This window comes from Streptomyces sp. cg40, assembly GCF_050320165.1.
In the GTDB taxonomy this organism is placed as follows: domain Bacteria; phylum Actinomycetota; class Actinomycetes; order Streptomycetales; family Streptomycetaceae; genus Streptomyces; species Streptomyces hokutonensis.
Genome location: NZ_CP190128.1, coordinates 1,763,652 through 1,782,114, shown reverse-complemented (window position 1 = coordinate 1,782,114; position 18,463 = coordinate 1,763,652). Strand labels below are relative to the sequence as shown.

The 18,463-nt window shown below is 70.6% G+C and carries 15 protein-coding genes and 1 pseudogene; 8 read left to right on the top strand and 8 right to left on the bottom strand.

Annotated features, from left to right (window positions below):
• The first annotated feature begins 109 nt into the window (after positions 1–109).
• Positions 110–1,009, top strand: coding sequence for a helix-turn-helix domain-containing protein (locus tag ACQHII_RS07960; protein WP_427918587.1), 900 nt, complete (start codon positions 110–112; stop codon positions 1,007–1,009).
• Positions 1,010–1,012: 3 nt separating this feature from the next.
• Entirely contained in the window at positions 1,013–2,122 is a 1,110-nt protein-coding gene (locus ACQHII_RS07955; RefSeq protein ID WP_427918586.1) for a hypothetical protein, read from the top strand.
• Positions 2,123–2,151: 29 nt separating this feature from the next.
• On the opposite strand, the gene ACQHII_RS07950 is transcribed toward ACQHII_RS07955, so the two are convergent.
• Positions 2,152–3,555, bottom strand: coding sequence for a glycoside hydrolase family 16 protein (locus ACQHII_RS07950; RefSeq protein ID WP_427918585.1), 1,404 nt, complete (start codon positions 3,553–3,555; stop codon positions 2,152–2,154).
• Positions 3,556–3,906: 351 nt separating this feature from the next.
• Here ACQHII_RS07950 and ACQHII_RS07945 point away from each other — a divergent pair, with 351 nt between their 5' ends.
• Entirely contained in the window at positions 3,907–4,059 is a 153-nt protein-coding gene (locus ACQHII_RS07945; RefSeq protein WP_427918584.1) for a hypothetical protein, read from the top strand.
• Between the two features lie 19 nt (positions 4,060–4,078).
• On the opposite strand, the gene ACQHII_RS07940 is transcribed toward ACQHII_RS07945, so the two are convergent.
• Positions 4,079–5,323 (bottom strand): L,D-transpeptidase, encoded by a 1,245-nt coding sequence (locus tag ACQHII_RS07940; protein WP_427918583.1) that lies wholly within the window; start codon positions 5,321–5,323, stop codon positions 4,079–4,081.
• A 341-nt stretch (positions 5,324–5,664) separates the two neighbouring features.
• Between ACQHII_RS07940 and ACQHII_RS07935 the strand changes: the two genes are divergently transcribed.
• Positions 5,665–8,367: an FAD/NAD(P)-binding protein gene (locus ACQHII_RS07935; protein WP_427918582.1), complete on the top strand. Its 2,703-nt coding sequence runs from the start codon at positions 5,665–5,667 to the stop codon at positions 8,365–8,367.
• A gap of 46 nt (positions 8,368–8,413) precedes the next feature.
• On the opposite strand, the pseudogene ACQHII_RS07930 reads toward ACQHII_RS07935, so the two are convergent.
• The 3 genes and pseudogenes from ACQHII_RS07930 to ACQHII_RS07920 form a co-directional block, all read right to left on the bottom strand.
• Positions 8,414–8,698, bottom strand: a pseudogene (locus ACQHII_RS07930) (MMPL family transporter); the annotation flags it as partial.
• A gap of 17 nt (positions 8,699–8,715) precedes the next feature.
• The gene (locus ACQHII_RS07925; protein ID WP_427918581.1) at positions 8,716–9,486 is read right to left on the bottom strand and encodes an IclR family transcriptional regulator; all 771 of its coding nucleotides are present in this window, start codon (positions 9,484–9,486) and stop codon (positions 8,716–8,718) included.
• Positions 9,487–9,508: 22 nt separating this feature from the next.
• Positions 9,509–9,934, bottom strand: a complete 426-nt coding sequence (locus ACQHII_RS07920) for a MarR family winged helix-turn-helix transcriptional regulator (RefSeq protein ID WP_427918580.1) — start codon at positions 9,932–9,934, stop codon at positions 9,509–9,511.
• Between the two features lie 252 nt (positions 9,935–10,186).
• Here ACQHII_RS07920 and ACQHII_RS07915 point away from each other — a divergent pair, with 252 nt between their 5' ends.
• From ACQHII_RS07915 to ACQHII_RS07900, 4 genes are read left to right on the top strand one after another with little or no spacing between them, the layout of a single operon-like run.
• Positions 10,187–11,104: an SDR family NAD(P)-dependent oxidoreductase gene (locus ACQHII_RS07915; RefSeq protein ID WP_427918579.1), complete on the top strand. Its 918-nt coding sequence runs from the start codon at positions 10,187–10,189 to the stop codon at positions 11,102–11,104.
• Between the two features lie 11 nt (positions 11,105–11,115).
• On the top strand, positions 11,116–11,985 hold the full coding sequence (locus tag ACQHII_RS07910) for a 4-hydroxyphenyl-beta-ketoacyl-CoA hydrolase (RefSeq protein WP_019069873.1): 870 nt from the start codon (positions 11,116–11,118) through the stop codon (positions 11,983–11,985).
• A gap of 10 nt (positions 11,986–11,995) precedes the next feature.
• Positions 11,996–13,501, top strand: coding sequence for an acyl-CoA synthetase (locus ACQHII_RS07905; RefSeq protein WP_427918578.1), 1,506 nt, complete (start codon positions 11,996–11,998; stop codon positions 13,499–13,501).
• Positions 13,502–13,515: 14 nt separating this feature from the next.
• The gene (locus ACQHII_RS07900) at positions 13,516–13,971 is read left to right on the top strand and encodes a MaoC family dehydratase (RefSeq protein ID WP_427918577.1); all 456 of its coding nucleotides are present in this window, start codon (positions 13,516–13,518) and stop codon (positions 13,969–13,971) included.
• 37 nt (positions 13,972–14,008) lie between these two features.
• Here the strand turns inward: ACQHII_RS07900 and ACQHII_RS07895 are convergent, their stop codons facing one another.
• The 3 genes from ACQHII_RS07895 to ACQHII_RS07885 are packed head-to-tail and all read right to left on the bottom strand — an operon-like array spanning position 14,009 to position 18,405.
• On the bottom strand, positions 14,009–14,851 hold the full coding sequence (locus ACQHII_RS07895) for a hypothetical protein (protein WP_427918576.1): 843 nt from the start codon (positions 14,849–14,851) through the stop codon (positions 14,009–14,011).
• Complete coding sequence (locus ACQHII_RS07890; protein ID WP_427918575.1) at positions 14,851–16,524, bottom strand: PHP domain-containing protein; 1,674 nt, start codon at positions 16,522–16,524, stop codon at positions 14,851–14,853. Before ACQHII_RS07890 ends, ACQHII_RS07895 begins: the two co-directional genes overlap by 1 nt.
• Before the next feature lie 27 nt (positions 16,525–16,551).
• Positions 16,552–18,405: a LamG-like jellyroll fold domain-containing protein gene (locus ACQHII_RS07885; RefSeq protein WP_427918574.1), complete on the bottom strand. Its 1,854-nt coding sequence runs from the start codon at positions 18,403–18,405 to the stop codon at positions 16,552–16,554.
• Between the last annotated feature and the right edge of the window lie 58 nt (positions 18,406–18,463).

Here is an 18,463-nt window from a genome sequence, read left to right as displayed (position 1 = left end):
GGACGCCTTCAAATCTAAAAGTCTGACTTTTAAGAGGGAAGGTGTCGGTGTGCCAGCCTGTGGTGAAAGTGGGACACCGGAACCCGTACTGAGGCGGCACGAGAAGGACATGGCGGACAGAACCATCCAAGGCGCAGCCGGTGACGGCGACGTGATCGATACGTTTCCCTTCCCTGTCGATCTGAGTGTCTGCGGCGTCGGCATGCAGGTCGGCCCGATGGGCACGGGCCGCACCTGGCACGCGGACGCACCCCTGCACCGCGTCCACCGCATCGACTTCCATGTGGTGATGCTCTTCGACGAGGGCCCGGTCCGCCACATGATCGATTTCGCCGAGTACGAGGCGGCGGCCGGCGACATCCTGTGGATCCGCCCCGGCCAGGTGCACCGCTTCTCGCGGATGGACCAGTACTTTGGAACGGTCCTGACCATGCAGCCCGGCTTCCTCCCCCGCGCCACGGTCGAGGCGACAGGCCTCTACCGCTACGACCTCCCGCCCCTCCTGCACCCCGACGAGCCCCGCCTGGCGGCCCTCCGCGCCTCGTTGGGCCAGCTCCAGCGCGAGTACGAGGACACGGAGACGCTCCCGCTGAGCCTCCACACCTCGGTCCTACGGCACTCCCTGACGGCCTTCCTGCTCCGGCTCGCGCATCTCGCGGCCAGCTCGGCGGAGGCGGCCCGGCAGCAGGCGGACACGACGTTCACGCTCTTCCGTAACGCCGTCGAGAAGGGCTTCGCCACCAACCACAGCGTCAGCGCCTACGCCGACGCCCTCGGCTACTCCCGCCGCACCCTCGTCCGCGCGGTCCGCGCCGCCACCGGCGAGACCCCCAAGGGCTTCATCGACAAGCGGGTCGTCCTGGAGGCGAAACGGCTGTTGGCGCACACGGATCTCCCAATCGGGCGCGTGGGAGCGGCAGTCGGCTTCCCCGACGCGGCCAACTTCTCCAAGTTCTTCCAGCAGCACACGGATGTGACGCCGGCGGGGTTCCGGGCGGAGCTACGGTGACGTATGAGTGATGTCTGGTCCGCACTGTCGGAAGACCTCGCGCCCTCGGAGCGCGTAGCCCGGGAGTGGCTGTCGGGTCTGGGGCAGAACCGGGGCGCTCCGGTGGAGGTGCTGGTGAGCCTCTTCGATGCCGGTGGAGACACGAGCTTTCTCTACCGTGCGGATCTTCCGGCCGGTGTGCTGGACGCGGCCGTGGTCCATCCGTCGAAGTTCGTCTGGGGCCGGGCCGCGGAGAGCGGGAGGCTCTCGCGTGATCAGTGGGACCGGCTTCTGGTTGCCGCCGCCGGGCTGCCCCGTCACCGGATCGTGGCCGAGATGGCGGAGGAGCAACTCAACAGCCGGCCGTCCGGCGGCGTGTACCGCGCGCCGTCCCCCGAGTCACGCCCGCCTGCCGGCCCGGCCGAGATCGCCGCCATGGCCGACACTGTTCCGGACATCACGGCGGACTCCCGCAGCAGCACGCTGAGGTGGGTCGCGGCACTCCACGAGGACCCGGCCGCCATGAGGCAACTGGCCTCGTCCGCCAAGCTGTTGATCCGCCGCAGCGTGGCCCGTGCCGCACACCTTCCCCCCGACGTCGTGGACCTGCTGGCCCACGACGAGGACCGCGTCGTGGGTCTCTTTCTCGCCGAGTCCTGCGACGACGCCCCTGCCGATGTGCTCGTGGACGTGTGGGCCTGGTGGTCCGGCAGCTTCTCGTTCCCCGGCCGTCCCCGCAACCACCCCAACTTCCCTCGGGACAACCTGTTGCGCTACGCCGATGATCCGCGACCGCGCGTACGCCTTCTAGCGCTCGACGATCCCGCGTCGGGCGACGACCTCGTCGAGCGGTTCAGCCGCGATCCGGACAGCGAGGTGCGAGGGCGAGCGGCGGAGGATCCGCGGCTGTCCCCCGACTCCGCCGTGAGGCTGACCCAGGACACCGCCAAAGCGGTGTACCACCCGGCCCGGCGAAACCCGGCCCTGCCCACGGAGTACCTGGTGTCGCTGCTCCTCGACGAACGCAGCGCCCTGGATGCCGCCCGGAATCCTGCCCTCCCCGTGACCGTCATGCACCGCATGATCGCGCTGGCGCAAGACGGCAGGGTAAAGGGGCCCCACGCACCCGCGTGAAGCCCCTTGCCCCCGTGGTGAGTTGGGGATCAGTGCCCGAAGTCGAACCAGTTCACGTTCACGAAGTCCGCCGACTGGCCGCTGCTGAACGTCAGATAGACGTCGTGGGTACCGGTGACCGAGCTGATGTTCGCCGGGACCGTCTTCCACGACTGCCAGCCCCCGGTGTTGGCCAGCGCGAAGCTGCCGATCGGGGTCGCGGTCGGGCTGTCCAGGCGTACCTCGACCAGACCGCTCACCCCGCTCGCCGCACCGCTCGCGACCCGGCCGTAGAACTGGGTGGCCGCCGTGGAGCCGAAGTTGACGCCCTTGTAGAGCGCCCAGTCGCCGTTGGCGATCGAGCCGAGGTCCTGACCGCCGCCGGTGTCCGTGGTGGTCTCGGCGACCGTGCCGGACTGGCTGTCGTAGGACTCGGCCTGGATGGCGCTGTAGGCGTCCCGGCTGCCGGTCGGCGGGGTCGTGGTACCGCTCCCACTGCCCGTGGACTGGAGCACCTGGACGTAGTCCACCGTCATCGGGTGGTTCGGGTCGGTGGCGGAGGTGGGGCCGCCGCCGTACGCCGCCGGGAAGCCGCCGCCCATCGCCACGTTCAGGATGATGAAGAAGCCGTGGTTCGTCGCGTTGGCCCAGGTGGTCGCGTCGACCTGACTGGCGTTGACCGTGTGGAAGTTGACGCCGTCGAGGTAGAAGCGGATCTGCTCGGGGCTGGTGGACCGGTCCCACTCCATGGCGTAGGTGTGGAAGCCGGCCTGGCAAGTGGTGCCGGTGCAGGCGGTGTTGCCGCCGATGCCCGTCGTCTCGTTGCAGGGGCCGCCCGGGCTGGTGCCGCAGTGCATCGTCGCCCAGTCGGTGTTGAGACCCTGGACGTTCTCCATGATGTCCAACTCGCCCACGCCGGGCCAGTTCTGGTAGTTGCCCCGGTAGGGCGCGCCCAGCATCCAGAACGCGGGCCAGTAGCCGAGCGCCGACGAACCCGTGACGTTCGGCATCTGGATACGGGCCTCGACCCGCAGCTTCCCGCCGGCCGGTGGCTGGAAGTCGGTGCGGTTGGTCTCGATACGGCCCGAGGTCCAGTTGCCCGAGGCGTCCCGGCGCGGGGTGATCAACAGGTTGCCGTTGCCGTCGAGCGCCACATTGTTGGTGGAGGAGGTCATCGTCTCGACCTCGCCGGTGCCCCAGTTGGCCGCGCCGCCCGGATACGAAGTCCCGGTGTCGTACTGCCAGTTGGTGGTGGAGACACCGGTGCCCGCGGTGCCGTTGAAGTCGTCCAGGAAGACCTGCGTCCAGCCCGTGGGGGGCGTGGGCGCGGAGGCGTCCGCGGGCAGGGTGAAGGCGGTGGCGGTGGCGATCGCCAGACCGAGTGTGCTGAGGGCGGCGATCAGAACGCGCCGGAGGGGACGGGGTCTGCGCTGCGTGCCGGAGGTTTCACTCATGGGTGCCTCTCGGATACGGAGTGGGGGTGCGGGTGCCGCGCCTGCTGCCTGAGAGCGCTCTCACGCAGCGGGTGCGCGGTCAATGTGCTCGTCGCAACCCCGGCCGTCAAGAGGTGAAGCCGGGAAAGTCCTTTCGCTGTGCGGGAGTTCAGGTGATGAAGGCGATGAATGCGGGTGAAAGAGGAGGTTTCCGAGCGGCCCCCGGCGGACGGGACGCGAGGGGGTGCGGTGGACGGACGGGCGGCGGGGCGTGTTGTTCGACCACGGGAACCGGGTGGCCGCGGGGAGGTCGGTGATGCTGGTGGCAGTGCACTTGGCGGCATCGGTGCGGCCACATGGCTCGCGCTGATCGTGCTCCTGCTCGCGCCGGCCCCGCTGCCCGAGCGCCGGCAGTACTACGTCCCCCCGCCGGCCGGCGGGGGACTGTGGACGCCGGTCATGCTCGTCGCGCCTGTGGTGGTCTGCTTCGCCGAGTGGCCGTGGATCCGCTCCGGCGGCAGGTGAGGCCCGTTGCGGCACGGCCTCAGACCGCGCTGCCCGCCTTCCAGTCCGCCCAGGACAGGTTCCAGCCGTTGAGGCCGTTGTCGGCCGCCACCGTCTTGTCGCCGGAGTTCTTCACGATGACGACGTCGCCGAGCATCGAGCTGTCGTAGAACTTGTAGCCCGCCACCGACGTGTTGTTCGCGCCCTTGGCGTCGTGCAGGCCCACGCAGCCGTGGCTGGTGTTCTCGTGGCCGAACACCGCGGTGGACGCCCAGTAGTTGCCGTGCACGAAGGTGCCGGAGGTGGTCAGCCGCTGGGCGTGCGGGACGTCGGAGATGTCGTACTCGTCGCCGAGCCCGACCGTCGAGGACTCCATGCGGGTCTGCTTGAACCGCTCGCTGATCACCATGATCCCGGACCAGGTGGTGTGCTGGGCGTTGCCGCCGCTGACCGGGTAGGTGGCGAGGGTCTTGCCGTCCCGCTTGACGACCATCTCCTTGCTGGACAGGTCCACCGTGCTGATCTGTGCGCGCCCGATGTGGAAGGTGACGTCCTTGGACTGGATGCCGTAGATGCCGTCCTGGCCCTCGACGTCCTTGAGCCGCAGGCTGAGTGTGATCTTCGTGCCGGCCGCCCAGTACGTCTCGGGGCGGAAGTCGAGACGGGTGTCGCTGAACCAGTGGCCGACCACCTCGACGGCGGGCTCGGCGGTGACCGTGATCGCCTTCTGGACGGCGGCGCGGTCCTTGACGGCGTGCGTGAAGTTGATCGACACGGGCATGCCGACGCCGGAGGTGGAGTTCGCCTCGGGGGTGAAGTAGCCGACGAAGGTCTCGCCGGGCGACTTGGTGGTGAAGGTCGCGGTCTTCGCGGCGGCGCCCTGCGCCTGCGCGTCGACCGTGTACTTCGTGCCCGAGTACGGGTTCTTCGTGGACGTCCATTTCGTCTTGGCGGCGTTGAAGGTTCCGGCGAGCGTGGAGCCGTCGTTGCCGGTCACCTTCACCGTGGCGAACGTGCCGTCGGCCACCGTCACCGTGACCGGGGCCGAGAAATCGGCCTTCTTCGTGCCGTCGGCGGGCGAGACCGTCACGGTCGGCGTCTTCGCGGCCTTCACCGACGCCGTCGCCGACACACCGCCGGACGAGGCGCTCTCCGCGGCGCCCGCAGAGCCGCTGCAACCGGTCAGCACAGCCGCCGGCACCACCCCGAGCACGGTGAGGATCCCGCGCCGGGACCACCTCTCCGACGGCTTCTCGGACCGGTTGGATATGTGCGACACGCCCACGGCAGGCCTTCCTCCGTATGTCGCGCACACCCCCTGGCCGTACGCGACGAGATCACCAGTGCCGTTGCATCCTGCGTCACTTCCATGGGTTGATTCTTTGAATCCCAGGGCCTCAACCTGAGATTCCTGTGAAGAGAGCCTGAAAGAAGGCCTGAAACCACGGTTGTCGGCGCCTCCGCGAGTGTGAACAGAGTATGAACGCGCCGACCGGCGTCCTGAGTATCCGGTGAGATCCCCGTCCCGCCATGGCTTCCCCACCAACCCGGTCGGAATAGTGAGGAAGGAACTGAAGGCGGAGTTCCGCTTCGGCGGCTCCGCGGCAGACCACGCCGGAGGCATTCGTGACCGAAGTCCGCAAGCGGCCCACCACGGCGATCGTCGGAGCAGGCGCGGCAGGCACCCTGACCGCCGTCCAACTCTGCGAGAGCGCCACCCGCCGCCGGACCCCCCTCGACCTGGTGCTGGTCGACCCGGCCCCGGAGGCCGGCCGCGGCACCGCCTACGCGACACCCGACCCGCGCCACCGCCTCAACGTCCCCGCAGGGGGCATGAGTTGCTACCCCGACGACCCCGGCCACTTCACCCGCTGGCTGTGCCGCCACGGCGAACCCACCGTCGGCGCGGCCGACTTCGCCACCCGCTACCGCTACGGCGCCTACCTCGCCGACACCCTCGGCCAGGCCGTCGTCCGCTCCCACGGCACCGTCTCCGTACGCCGGCTGCGCACCCGCGCGGAGAGCTGTACCGGCACCCCGGGGGGCCCGGTGGAACTCCACCTCGCCGACGGGGGACTCCTCACCGCAGACAACGCCGTCCTCGCCACCGGCCCCGCCGCCCCCACCGCCGCCTGGGCCCCGCCCGCGCTGCGCACCTCCCTCCGCTTCGTCAACTCGCCCTGGACACCAGGGGCGTTGGACGCGGTACGCGAGGACACCGCCGACCTCCTCCTCGTCGGCACCGGCCTCACCGCCGTCGACCTCGCCCTCACCCTCGACCGCCCCGAACGCACCGTGCACGCCGCCTCCCGCAGCGGACTCCTTCCGCAGCCGCACGCGTTGGGACCGGTCGGCCCGATGGAGGCGCCCGACTGGCCGCACGATCCGACCCTGAGCGGACTGCGCCGGACCGTCTACCGGCACGTCAGCCGCTCCGTGCGCACCCACGGCGACTGGCGGCCCGCCCTCGACAGCCTGCGCCCGCACACCGCGCGCCTCTGGCACAGCCTCACCCCCGAGGAACGCGGGGAGTTCCTCGCCCACGAGAGCGCCCTCTGGAACACCCACCGGCACCGCATGGCCCCCACCACCGCCGAATCGGTCACCCGGGCCCGCACCGCCCGACGCCTCCAGGTCCACACCGGCACGATCGCCGAAGTAGTCGAGGACGGCGGCGGGTTGGCGATCACTCTCTCCAACGGCCGGACTCTGCACGTCGGTTGGGTCATCGACTGCACCGGGCCCGGGCAGCGACTCGAAGACCCGCTGTGGCGGAGCCTGTTCGAGACGGGAGCGGCGGTGCCGGGTCCGCTCGGCATGGGCGTCGCCACCCGTGACGGGCGACTCCTGGATGCCCAAGGTCGTTGCGCACGGCCTCTGTTCACCCTCGGCGCTCCACGGCGCGGCGAACTCTGGGAGACCACCGCGATCCCCGAGATCCGCGTCCAGGCCGCCGCCCTGGCCCGCCAACTGCTCGCACCCCCGGCCCGCCGCACCGCCCGCCGCAGGCCCGTCGACGGACTCGGACTCCCGCTCTCCACCCACGCCGAGGCCGCCACCGCCTACCGCAGCGGACTCGACCGCGTCCTCAAGGTGCGCGCCGGAGCCGAGGACGCCTTCGCCCGCGCGATCGCCCTTGATCCCGGATTCGCCCTGGGCCACGCCGCGTTGGCTCTCCTCGGCCACGAGTGCGGGGCCGCCGTCGATGTACCCCGCGCCCTCGCCGACGCCCAGCGCTGCGCCCAGGAGCGGGCCGATGAACGGGAGCGGTCCTTCGTGGACGTGGTCACCCGCCGGGTCCAATCCACCGACGGGGACCGCGCGTTGATACGGCACCTCGACGACCACCCCGCCGACGCGCTCGCCCTCGCCGCCGCCGTACCCACCATCGCCTTCTCCGGCGCCACCGACCTCGACGACGACTACGCGCTCCGCCTCGTCGAGCGCACGTCCCCCGCCTACGACGGCCACTGGTTCCACACCTCGCTGCTCGCCTTCCTGCGCCAGGAGCAGGGCCGGCTGCACGAGGCGGGCGAACTCGCACACCGCGCCCTGGGGGTCGAGCCCGCCTCCGGTCACGCCGTGCACGCGCTGGCCCACGTCCACTACGAGTCCGGCGCCCATGAGGCGGGCCGGGACTGGCTCGACGGCTGGGTGTCGGGACAGGGCCGTGGAACGGTCCACCGCGCCCACTTCTCCTGGCACATCGCCCTGCACGAACTCGCGTTGGACGACCCGGCCGCCGTCCGCAGGCGCTGGTTCGCCCAACTGGCGCCCGGCCGGGTGACCGGGGTGCGTGCGCTGGTCGACTCGGGGTCGCTGCTGTGGCGGGCCCGGCTCAGCGGCAACTGGCAGGGGGAGCTGCCGACTTCGGACGTACTGGACTCCGTGGCCTGCGAGGTCCTGGAACGGCCCGCGACCGCGTTCACCGCGCTGCACGCGGCGGTGGCCCTCACCGCGGCCGGTGACCTCCCGGCGCTGCGCCGCCTCCGCGACCACGCGACCGGGGCCGACCCGGTGCAGCGCGAGGTCGTCGTCCCGCTCTGCGAGGCGTTCGCCGCCCTCGTGGAACACCGCTTCCACGATGCGGCCCACGGCCTGGACGCACTGCTTCCGGTACTGCGCAAGGTGGGCGGCAGCGCAGCCCAACGCGAGGTCGTGGAGGAGACGTTGCTGTACGCGCTCGTGTCAGCGGGGCGGTGCGACGCGGCCCGGCGACTGCTGGACGCGCGACTGGACCGGAAGGGGGCGCCTCGGGACCGGCGGATGCTGGCAGGGTTGGCTGGGTTGGCGGGTGAGGGGGGCCGCCCGATCGGGCAGCCGGGATGAGCGCACCCGCCCCCGCACTCGTGAGGCGCGGGGGCGGGCGGCGACCTCAGCGACGTGCCAACTCCCGATCCACAGGCGCCTCTCCACGCAACCCGAACCGGTCGTGCGCCCGCCGCAACACCTTCGGCTCCCACCAGGCCCGTCGGCCGAGCAGCGCCATCGTCGCCGGAACCAGCGGCATCCGTACGACAGTTGCGTCGATCAGCACCGCGAGGGTGAGGCCGAGGCCGATCTGGAGGATCGGGGAGAAACCGCCCGTCATGAAGGCGCCGAAGACGACCGCGAGCAGCAGGGCGGCGCAGGTGACCACCCGTCCCGAGCGGCGCAGACCGGGCGTGGCGGATCCCGTCACGGCTCCGGCAGCCATCCCAGCGCCCGCGAGATCCCGCGCGCCGCGAGCCGTACCGCCGGGATCAACGCCGGTACCTGGGCGTCCACTTGGGGTACCACGACGGATACGGCCGCCACCACCGCACCGCCCGGCCCGCGCACCGGAGCCGCCACCGACAGCGCGTCGTCCGTGACCTGACGGTCGCTCACCGCCACGCCGGTGCGCCGCACTTCGGCCAGCACCCGCCGCAGCCGTACCGGATCGGTGATCGTGTACGGCGTGAAGGACGCCAACTCGCCCGCGCAGTAGGCCTCTTGGGCGTTCGGGTTGTCGTGGGCCAGCAGGGCGAGGCCCACTCCGGTGGCGTGCAGCGGCCAGCGGGCGCCCACCCGGATGTGCACGCCGACCGCCGAACGGCCCGAGATCCACTCGGTGTAGACGACCTCCGTGCCGTCCCGCACCGCCAACTGCACGTTCTCGTGCGTCGATTCGTACAGGTCCTCCAAGTAGGGCAGGGCCAGTTGGCGCAGGGCGAGGCCGCGGGGCGCCAGCGCCGCGATCTCCCACAGCCGCAGTCCCACGTGGTAGACGCCGGACGCGTCCCGCTCCAGCGCGCCCCACTCGGTGAGGGCGCCCGCGAGCCGGTGCGCGGTGGTCAGGGTGAGTCCGGCCCGGCGGCCGATGTCCGACAGCGACAGGGCGGTGTGTTCGTGGTCGAAGGCGGCGAGCACGGCGAGCAGCCGGTCGGGAGCGGAGCGCGCGGTCGTCTCCGGCCGGGTGGTGGTCATCGCCGTACCTCCTCGTCCCGCGTCAGGCGAGTCCGTCCTCGGCGACCTGCTGCAACAGCGTGTGCAGGGTCTCCCGCTGGGCCGCGTCCAGCGGGCCGAGCAGTTCGTTCGTCACCCGCAGACCGGCCTCGTCCGTGTCGCGCAGGAAGCCGCGGCCGTCCTGTGTCAGTACCACGATGCGGCTGCGCCGGTCGTCGGGGGAAGGGCGCCGCTCGGCGAATCCCAGCTTCTCCAGGTCGTCGACCAGGCCGACGATCGCGCTCGGGTCGTAGCCCAGCCGCGTGCTCAGCTCGCGCTGGAGGGCGCCCTCGGACGTGGCCAGGAAGCGGAGCAGCGCGTAGTGGCGCAGGCGCAGGCCCGACTCCTGGAGGAACGTGTTGAAGAGCTGGCCGGAGCGCAGGCCCAGCCGGTACAGGAGGTAACCGGTGTCCGCGTGCAGCCCGCGCATCCACGGCTCGTGCGCGTCGATCGGGGGGTTCGCGGCGTGCTGCTGGCGGGCGATGGCGGGCTCCCTGGGTCGAGGCCCCGGGGTGGGGCGTGCGGTGGTACGGGGTCAGTGTGACGCACCTGGTCCGTCGGCAACAACTATTGACGTCAACAATTATTGCTCTTAGCTTCGATCTCGAAGCCGCGCCGGTGCCGCTCGCAGCCGTACTCCGGTGCGGCCGGCCACCGCATCGCCTTGTGAAGGGACTCGCTCGTGCCCAGCATCGATCTGACCGGCAAGGTCGCCGTCGTCACCGGCAGTGGCCGGGGCCTCGGCCTCGCCTACGCCCACGCCCTGGCCGCCCACGGCGCGTCCGTGGTCGTCAACGACATCGACGAGGCGGTGGCCGACCAGGCCGTGAAGTCGATCGCCGAGGCGGGCGGCACGGCCGTCGCCGAGGTGGTCCCGGTCGGCACGACCGAGGCCGCCGAACGGCTGGTCAACCGGGCCGTCGAGGAGTTCGGACGGCTCGACGTCCTGGTCACCAACGCGGGCATCCTGCGCGACAAGGTGCTGTGGAAGATGACCGACGACGACTTCGACGCGGTGATCACCACCCACCTCAAGGGCACCTTCACCTGCGCCCGCGCCGCCGCCGTACGGATGCGCGAACAGGGCGAGGGCGGCAGCCTGATCCTGGTCGGCTCGCCCGCCGGCCAGCGCGGCAACTTCGGCCAGACCAACTACTCCGCCGCCAAGGCCGGGATCGCCGCCTTCGCCCGCACCTGGTCGATGGAACTGGGCCGCGCCGGTATCACCGTCAACGCGATCGTGCCGGTCGCCGCGACCGCGATGACCGAGACGATCCCCGCCTTCGCCCCGTACGTCGAGGCCATGAAGAACGGCGAGGCGCTGCCCGACTTCCTTCGCAAGGGCGAGGGCTTCGGCACCCCCGAGGACTGCGCAGCCCTCGTCCCCTTCCTCGCCTCCGAGGCCGCGCGCTCGATCACCGGCCAGGCCATCGGCATCGGCGGCGACAAGGTGGCACTCTGGTCCCACCCGCAGGAGATCAGCACGGCCTACGCCGACGGCGGCTGGACCCCCGACACCCTGGCCACCGCCTTCCCCACCTCGGTCGGCGCCGAACTCCAGTCGGTCGGCATCCCCGCACCGAAGCTGCCGGAGGCGTGATGACACCCCCCATGGACATCGGCGAACTCGTCGCGATCGACGTCCACACCCACGCGGAGGTGTCCTCCAAGGGCCACTCCTCCCTGGACGACGACCTCCACGACGCCTCCTCCGCCTACTTCAAGGTCGAGGGCAAGCGGAAGCCGACCCTGGAGGAGACCGCCGCGTACTACCGCGAGCGGAAGATGGCCGCCGTGATCTTCACGGTCGACGCCGAGTCCGCGACCGGCACCGAGCCCGTCCCGAACGAGGAGGTCGCCGAGGCCGCCGCCGCCAACGCCGACGTCCTCATCCCCTTCGCGTCCATCGACCCGTTCCGGGGCCGAGCGGGCGTGAAGCGGGCCCGGCGGCTGGTCGAGGAGTACGGCGTCAAGGGCTTCAAGTTCCACCCCAGCATCCAGGGCTTCTTCCCCAACGACCGGGCCGTGGCCTACGACCTCTACGAGGTCATCGAGGAGACCGGCGCCATCGCCCTCTTCCACACCGGCCAGACGGGCATCGGCGCGGGGGTGCCCGGAGGCGGCGGCATCCGCCTGAAGTACTCCAACCCCCTCCACGTGGACGACGTGGCGGCGGACTTCCCACACCTCAAGATCATCCTGGCGCATCCGTCCTTCCCGTGGCAGGACGAGGCCCTCGCCGTCGCCACCCACAAGCCCGGCGTCCACATCGACCTCTCCGGCTGGTCGCCGAAGTACTTCCCGCCGCAGCTCGTGCAGTACGCGAACACCCTGCTCAAGGACAAGGTCCTCTTCGGCTCCGACTACCCCGTCCTCACCCCGGACCGCTGGCTCGCCGACTTCGAGAAACTGCCCATCAAGGACGAGGTCAGACCGAAGATCCTCAAGGACAACGCCGCCCGCCTGCTCGGGCTGACGTAAGGGGCACCGGATGCGCAACGAGGGACTGGGGTCATGGCCCGCACGCCGGGCCCGCAAGACCCCGCACCGCACGGCCCTGATCCACGGTGGACGGTCGACCGACTACGGCACACTGCATACACGAACCACCCGCCTCGCCCACGCCCTGCGCACCCGGGGCGTCCGCCGCGGCGACCGCATCGCCTACCTCGGCCCCAACCACCCCTCCTACCTGGAGACCCTGTTCGCGGCCGGCACGCTGGGCGCGGTCTTCGTCCCGCTCAACACCCGCCTCACCGCCCCCGAGATCGCCTACCAACTCGCCGACTCCGGCGCGAAGATCCTCGTCTACGGCCCGACGCACACCGCCCTCGTCGCCGGACTGCCGGGCAGCACCGACGTACGCATCTACGTCGAAGTCGGCCCCGAGTACGAGGAGTTGCTCGATGCGGCGGCCACCGAGCCGATCGACGAGCCCGTCACCGCCGACGACACCTGCATCATCATGTACACCTCGGGCACGACCGGCCGCCCCAAGGGCGCCATGCTCACGCACGGCAACCTGACCTGGAACGCGCTCAACGTCCTCGTCGACACCGACCTGATCGCCGACGAACGCGCCCTGGTCTCCGCCCCGTTGTTCCACACGGCCGGACTCAACATGCTCACCCTGCCGGTGCTGCTCAAGGGCGGCACCTGCGTCCTGGTCGGGTCCTTCGACCCGGACGCCACCTTCGACCTGGTCGAACGGCACCGGATCACCTTCATGTTCGGGGTGCCGACGATGTTCGACCAGATCGCCCGGCATCCCCGCTGGGCCGACGCCGACCTGTCCTCGCTGCGCATCCTCACCTGCGGCGGCTCCCCGGTCCCGTCCCCGCTGATCGCCGCCTACCAGGAGCGGGGCCTGACCTTCCTCCAGGGCTACGGTATGACGGAGGCCGCGCCCGGAACCCTGTTCCTGGACGCCGAACACGCGGTGAGCAAGGCGGGTTCGGCGGGCGTGCCGCACTTCTTCAGCGACGTACGGGTCGTCCGGCCGGACCTCACCCCCACCGACGTCGGCGAGACCGGCGAGGTCGTGGTGCGCGGGCCCCATGTCATGCCCGGTTACTGGGGGCTGCCCGAGGAGACGGCCGCGGTCTTCGCCGACGGCTGGTTCCGCAGCGGGGACGCGGCCCGCACCGACGGCGACGGCTACGTGTACATCGTCGACCGCATGAAGGACATGATCATCTCCGGTGGGGAGAACATCTACCCCGCCGAGATCGAGGACCTGCTGCTGGCCCACCCCGACATCGTCGAGTGCGCGGTCATCGGGGTCGCGGACGACAAGTGGGGCGAGGTGCCGCGGGCGGTCGTCGTACCGCGCGAAGGCGCCTCGCTCGACCCCGACGAGGTACTGGCCTCGCTGGCCGGCCGGCTGGCCAAGTACAAGATCCCCAAGTCGGTGGTGGTCGCGGACGAACTCCCGCGCACCGCCTCGGGGAAGCTCCTCAAGTCCCGGGTGCGCAAGCGCTTCGGCACCAACTCTTAAGTAGGGAAAGCGATATGGGCATCACCGTCAACGGCCTCGACGAACTCAAGAAGCTCGCGGGCAGCGACCTGGGCAGCAGCGAGTGGATCGAGGTCACCCAGGAACGCATCGACACCTTCGCCGACGCGACCGGCGACCACCAGTGGATCCACGTCGACCCGGAGAAGGCCGCGGCCGGCCCCTTCGGCGCGCCCATCGCCCACGGCTATCTGACCCTCTCCCTCTTCATCCCGCTCTTCACCGAGCTGCTGGACGTCGAGGGCGTGTCCACGAAGGTCAACTACGGCCTGAACAAGGTGCGTTTCCCCGCACCGGTCAAGGTCGGCTCGCGCATCCGGCTGGTCGCCAGGCTCGCCTCGGTCGAGGACGTACCGGGCGGGGTGCAGATCGCCGTCGACGGGACGATAGAGATCGACGGCGGGCCGAAGCCCGCCGCCGTCCTGCAGAGTCTCTCGCGGTTCTACGCCTGACCTTCGGCCGCGACCTTCAGCTACAACTGCGGCTTGTCTACTGCTGCTTGTACGAGTACACGCTGGTCGACACCACGCACACGCCCGGCTGGACCACCTCGGCGCGCAACGTCCCGCTGTTCACGTCGTAGTCGACGCCCTCGGCCTCGAACGTGCCCGTGCAGATGCTGCGTTGGGGCAGCGCGAACAGGCTCGTCACCGTGCCGGTGATCGGCTGCCCGTCCAGCTTGTGCGGCAGGTCGACCTGGAGGAGCGGGCGGATCTCGGGGAACTTGGTCCCCGACGCGTCGTCCGAGACGCACACCAGCCGGGTGTCCGTCACGAAGTCGCAGCCCTGGATGTCGTTCACCGTCTTGTCCAGGGTGATCTGCCCGGCCTGCGGCAGCGTGCCGCCCGTCGCCGGAGTGGACGGGTTGAGCAGGGGAGTGGGGAAGACCTGGAGTCTGGTCTGGTCGCCCCACTCGCCCGACACCATCCACTGCGTGTCCGGCGAGATCGCGTCGAACGAGTTGTTGATCTTCTCGCCCGAGTCCAGCGGGTGGACGTACGTGTACCGGGTCCCGGACGGCGTGGTGACCGCGAACATCTTGGACGTGCCCGTGTCGGCGGCCTGGTAGGCGTCGAAGACGTAGCCGTTCGCGATGTCCGGGTCACCGATGTGGTTCCAGCCCTGGACGCGCAGATCCAGCGGGATGGACGCGAGCCCGCGGTACAGCAGCGAGCCGTCCGCGCGCGACGCGACGCCCTCACCGCCGCCGAGACTGTCGGTGTACGCCGTTCCGGTCTCCGCCCAGGTGGTCGCGGCGGCGGCCGAGGAGATGCTCACGCCGAACGTGAAAGCACCCAATAAGGCGGCGAGGACAGTGAGTTGACGCTTCATCAGTTACCTGCCAGGTCGACGAAGATGGGGTTCGAATAGAACCATGTGTCGGCCCACGGGTCACCGTTTCCGGGCTCGTGGGGGATCGGTCCGTGCGGGTCGATCGAGGCGCCGAGGTAGCCCGCGCCGTTCCGCTTTCCGTCACTGCCGCGCAGCCGCAGGTAGAAGGACTCGTCCCCGGCGGTCACCGGGATGTGCAGGGTGTACGTCCCCTTGCGGCCGCTCACGTCGGCCGTACGGACGACCTTCGTGTCCGGCGCCCGCCACGCGTCCTGGTCGGCCACCGCACCGCGCACCGCGCCCCGGATCACGTCCACGTGCGCCAACTCCGGCAGAATTCCCTGGGCGTTGGGGCGCGAGGCGGTCGTCACGGTGACACTCAGCGTGAGCCTGTCGCCCTTGCGGACCCGCAGCCGGCCGCCCAGCGTGACCCCCCGGCCGCCGTCGCAGTCCCGCTTCAGCCGGACGTCGAGCCCGTCCAGCAGATGCCCGTGGTCGACCCAGACCCGGCCCGCGCGCATCCCCGCCATCACCGCGCCGTAGCCGTACCGCGTCACGCCCACATGGGTGCGGCTGAACTCGCCGGGCCAGAAGTCGCTGCCGGGCTGCGGGGTGCCGGTGTCCACCGGGTCGGGCAGCTTCCCGGTGTTGTCGAAGTTCTGCCCCGCGGGCCAGGCACCGTTGGCCCAAGTGTCGTAGACCGTACGGTGGTTGTCGGAGTTCGTGGTGATCGAGAACAGCCGGCCCTCGGCCAGCATCGAGTCCCACAGCCCGCCGACGGTCGCCGTCGCCCAGTCGAAACCGCCGTACGTCACATACGCGTCCGCCGGATAGCCCGCCCAGGACTGCGCCGACGGCTTGTTCTCGTACTCGCCGCGGATCGACGTCGCACCGCGCCAGCCGGGCAGGGCCGCGCCCTGGGCGCCCGGTGCGCCCTCCATGCCGATCATGATCTCGGGGGCCGCGTCGCGCCAGGCCCGCATCTCGTGCGGGGAGTCGATGCCGAGGCGCAGCGGGTGGTTGGCGAGGACGAGGACGTCGTCGACGTAGCCCGAACGGCGCTGCTCCGCCAGCCACTTGATGGCCTTCACGGCGTGGGCCTCGTTGCGGGCGGTGTCCGTCGCACCGGCCGAACCCTCGGTGTAGCCCAACAGCTTGCCGTCGTAGGCGAGTTCGAACTGCGTGAGCAGATCCACCTCGTGGCGGCCGGGCGCGGCGAAGATCGTGCAGTGCTCGGCGGCCGGGATGTACCACTCCAGGCCCTGGAAGATCAGCTGGCGCGGGTTCTCTGCGCGCGCCTTCAGAATCTCGGCGTGCTCCAACTTCGCGCCGTAGTTGGCGTGTCCGAAGTTGGAGTGCTCGTTGAACACCATCCAGTCGAGGCCGTACTGCGCCGCGGCCTTCGCCTGCTGGGAGAACGTGTACTTGGCGTCGTGGCTGTACACGGAGTGCACGTGGTGGTCGCCGACGAGGTAGGCGAGGCGCGGGTCGTTGCCGCCCCAGCCCCGCCCGGCCGCCACCGCGGGGGTGGCGAGCGGGCCCGCGCCGAGGGTGAACGCGGCGCCGAACAGGCCCGCGCGGCGCAGGAGTTGGCGGCGCGAGACGCCCTGTGCGTCGAGGGCGGCGGGGGAGACGGACGGGTCGGCCCAGGTGGGCAGCTGCTGCTCGGTCATGATCTTCGGGAGTCCTCTGGAGGGCTGTCAGTGGGTCATGAAGGAGGTCACGGGCAGCGCCCGGGAGACGATCCGGACGTCGCCGAGGAGGCCGTGCAGGATCTGGTCGATCTTGTCGGCGTAGGTGTAGCCGCCGAGCAGCCAGGGCAGGCCGACCGAGGTGAGGCCCACGGCGGCCGCCTTCGGATTGCGCACGACCGGGCAGCCGTCGACGTACAGCGTGGTGTGCCTGCCGTCGTTGACGACGGCGAGGTGCGACCAGGTCTCCAGCGGGGTCTCCTGGCCCCAGTTGCTGGCGATGCCCTCCTGGTTGAGCGGGCGGACCGCCCACTGCGGCTCGCGGTCGTTGGACAGGGAGAGCGTGGCGAGGGGCTCGTCGGGGTCGTCCGCGGTCTTGCCCGCGTCGCCGCCCGTACCGGTCCGGCTCACCAGCCCGGACCAGGCGTTGTGGTCGGGGTCCCAGTCGGCGGGCAGCCGGAAGAACGCCTCGATCGTGTAACCCCGCTCGAACGTCGCCGAGTTGAGCGGCGCACCGTCCACGGTCCGCAGGTACGCGCCCTTCAGCGGGGACTTGTAGCCCGTGAACTCCAGGCTGCCGTGGCCCGGTTGGTCGGGGTGGTGGTCGGCCGACCAGCCGAGGGTGCCGCCGTTCACGGACACCACGGTGAGGTCGTTGCCGCGGCCGGACAGGTCACGGACGGTGCCGGAGCCGGAGACCGGGGACTCGAAGCGCCAGTAGGCGGCCGTGCCGGGGATCAGCATCCTGGACGCGGGGCGCGCCGCGCGGACCGGCACCGGGTCGAAGCCCGCGAAGCGGTCCGCGAAGTCGATGTCGACGGAGAACCGGTCGGCGTCGCCGCTGAGTTGGATCTCCTGCCGCTCCAGCTCGTTGAGGCCCTTCGCCGCCCGGCCCAGGATCCACGGCGACACCGTCTCCACGTCGATGACGTCGCGGTCCAGGTCGAAGTGGTAGAGGCGGATCATCGCCGCGCCGCCGAAATACCGGTTCTGATAGTTCGTCAGATGCAGGTGGACGTCATTGCCCGCCGTGTTCTTGCGGGTTGCCCGACGGGCGGGCCAGTAGTGGCCGTTGAGGGTGAGGAAGATCTGGTCGTGGTCCGCTACGAGCTGGTCCCACAGCTGCTGTCCGTAGTCCGACAACGTGTCGTCGTCCACGACCAGTTCGTGCGTGGTGAGGATCACCGGAGTCTTCGGGTGCTGCGCGATGACGTCCTTCGCCCAGGCGTAGCCCTTGGCCGAGAGCCGCCAGTCCAGCGCCAGCACGAGCCACTCCCGCCCGGCCGCCCTGAACACGTGGTACGTGTTGTAGCCGTCCGAAGAGGCCCCGCCGAACGTGGACCTGTTCTTGAACCGCTGCGGGCCGAACGTGTCCAGGTAGGGCGACGCCCCGCGCTGGTCGTCCGTGGACGACTTGATGTCGTGGTTGCCCGCCAGCACGCTGTAGCCGACGCCCCGCCGGTCCAGCAGCTCGAACGCCTCCCCGATGGCGGCGAATTCGGGCACGGCCCCGTTCTGCGTCAGGTCGCCCAGATGCGAGAGGAAGACGATGTTGTCGTCCTTGCCGTGCTCCAGGAGATAGCGCAGCGAGGCCTCGATCGGCGCCTTGTCGATGCTCGGCCCGTCGAAGAGGTACTGGGTGTCCGGCATCACGGCGAGCGTGAAGCGCCGGCTGTCGGTGTCGGGCCGCCAACCGGCCTTGGCGGAAGCCGAGTCCGTGGCCGCCTCGGCGACGCCCGGCAGCGCGACACCGGCCGTGGCGGCGGCACCGAGCAGCGCGGTGGCCCGCAGGAAGTTGCGCCGCCCGGCACCGGCCTGGGCGCTCTCGCACTGCTCGTCCTCGTGGTCATGCGAAGTACACACGTGTGCTCCGTGGGTAAGTGCTCGTGAAAGCTGGGGAGTTCGAAGCCGGGAAGTTCCG

What these genes read in the sequence shown, in the direction of transcription:
- ACQHII_RS07960 (WP_427918587.1), top strand. Translation starts at nt 110, where the DNA reads ATGGCGGACAGAACCATCCAAGGCGCAGCCGGTGACGGCGACGTGATC.
- ACQHII_RS07955 (WP_427918586.1), top strand. Translation starts at nt 1,013, where the DNA reads ATGAGTGATGTCTGGTCCGCACTGTCGGAAGACCTCGCGCCCTCGGAG.
- ACQHII_RS07950 (WP_427918585.1), bottom strand. Translation starts at nt 3,555, where the DNA reads ATGAGTGAAACCTCCGGCACGCAGCGCAGACCCCGTCCCCTCCGGCGC.
- ACQHII_RS07925 (WP_427918581.1), bottom strand. Translation starts at nt 9,486, where the DNA reads ATGACCACCACCCGGCCGGAGACGACCGCGCGCTCCGCTCCCGACCGG.
- ACQHII_RS07920 (WP_427918580.1), bottom strand. Translation starts at nt 9,934, where the DNA reads ATGCGCGGGCTGCACGCGGACACCGGTTACCTCCTGTACCGGCTGGGC.
- ACQHII_RS07910 (WP_019069873.1), top strand. Translation starts at nt 11,116, where the DNA reads ATGGACATCGGCGAACTCGTCGCGATCGACGTCCACACCCACGCGGAG.
- ACQHII_RS07905 (WP_427918578.1), top strand. Translation starts at nt 11,996, where the DNA reads ATGCGCAACGAGGGACTGGGGTCATGGCCCGCACGCCGGGCCCGCAAG.
- ACQHII_RS07900 (WP_427918577.1), top strand. Translation starts at nt 13,516, where the DNA reads ATGGGCATCACCGTCAACGGCCTCGACGAACTCAAGAAGCTCGCGGGC.
- ACQHII_RS07895 (WP_427918576.1), bottom strand. Translation starts at nt 14,851, where the DNA reads ATGAAGCGTCAACTCACTGTCCTCGCCGCCTTATTGGGTGCTTTCACG.
- ACQHII_RS07890 (WP_427918575.1), bottom strand. Translation starts at nt 16,524, where the DNA reads ATGACCGAGCAGCAGCTGCCCACCTGGGCCGACCCGTCCGTCTCCCCC.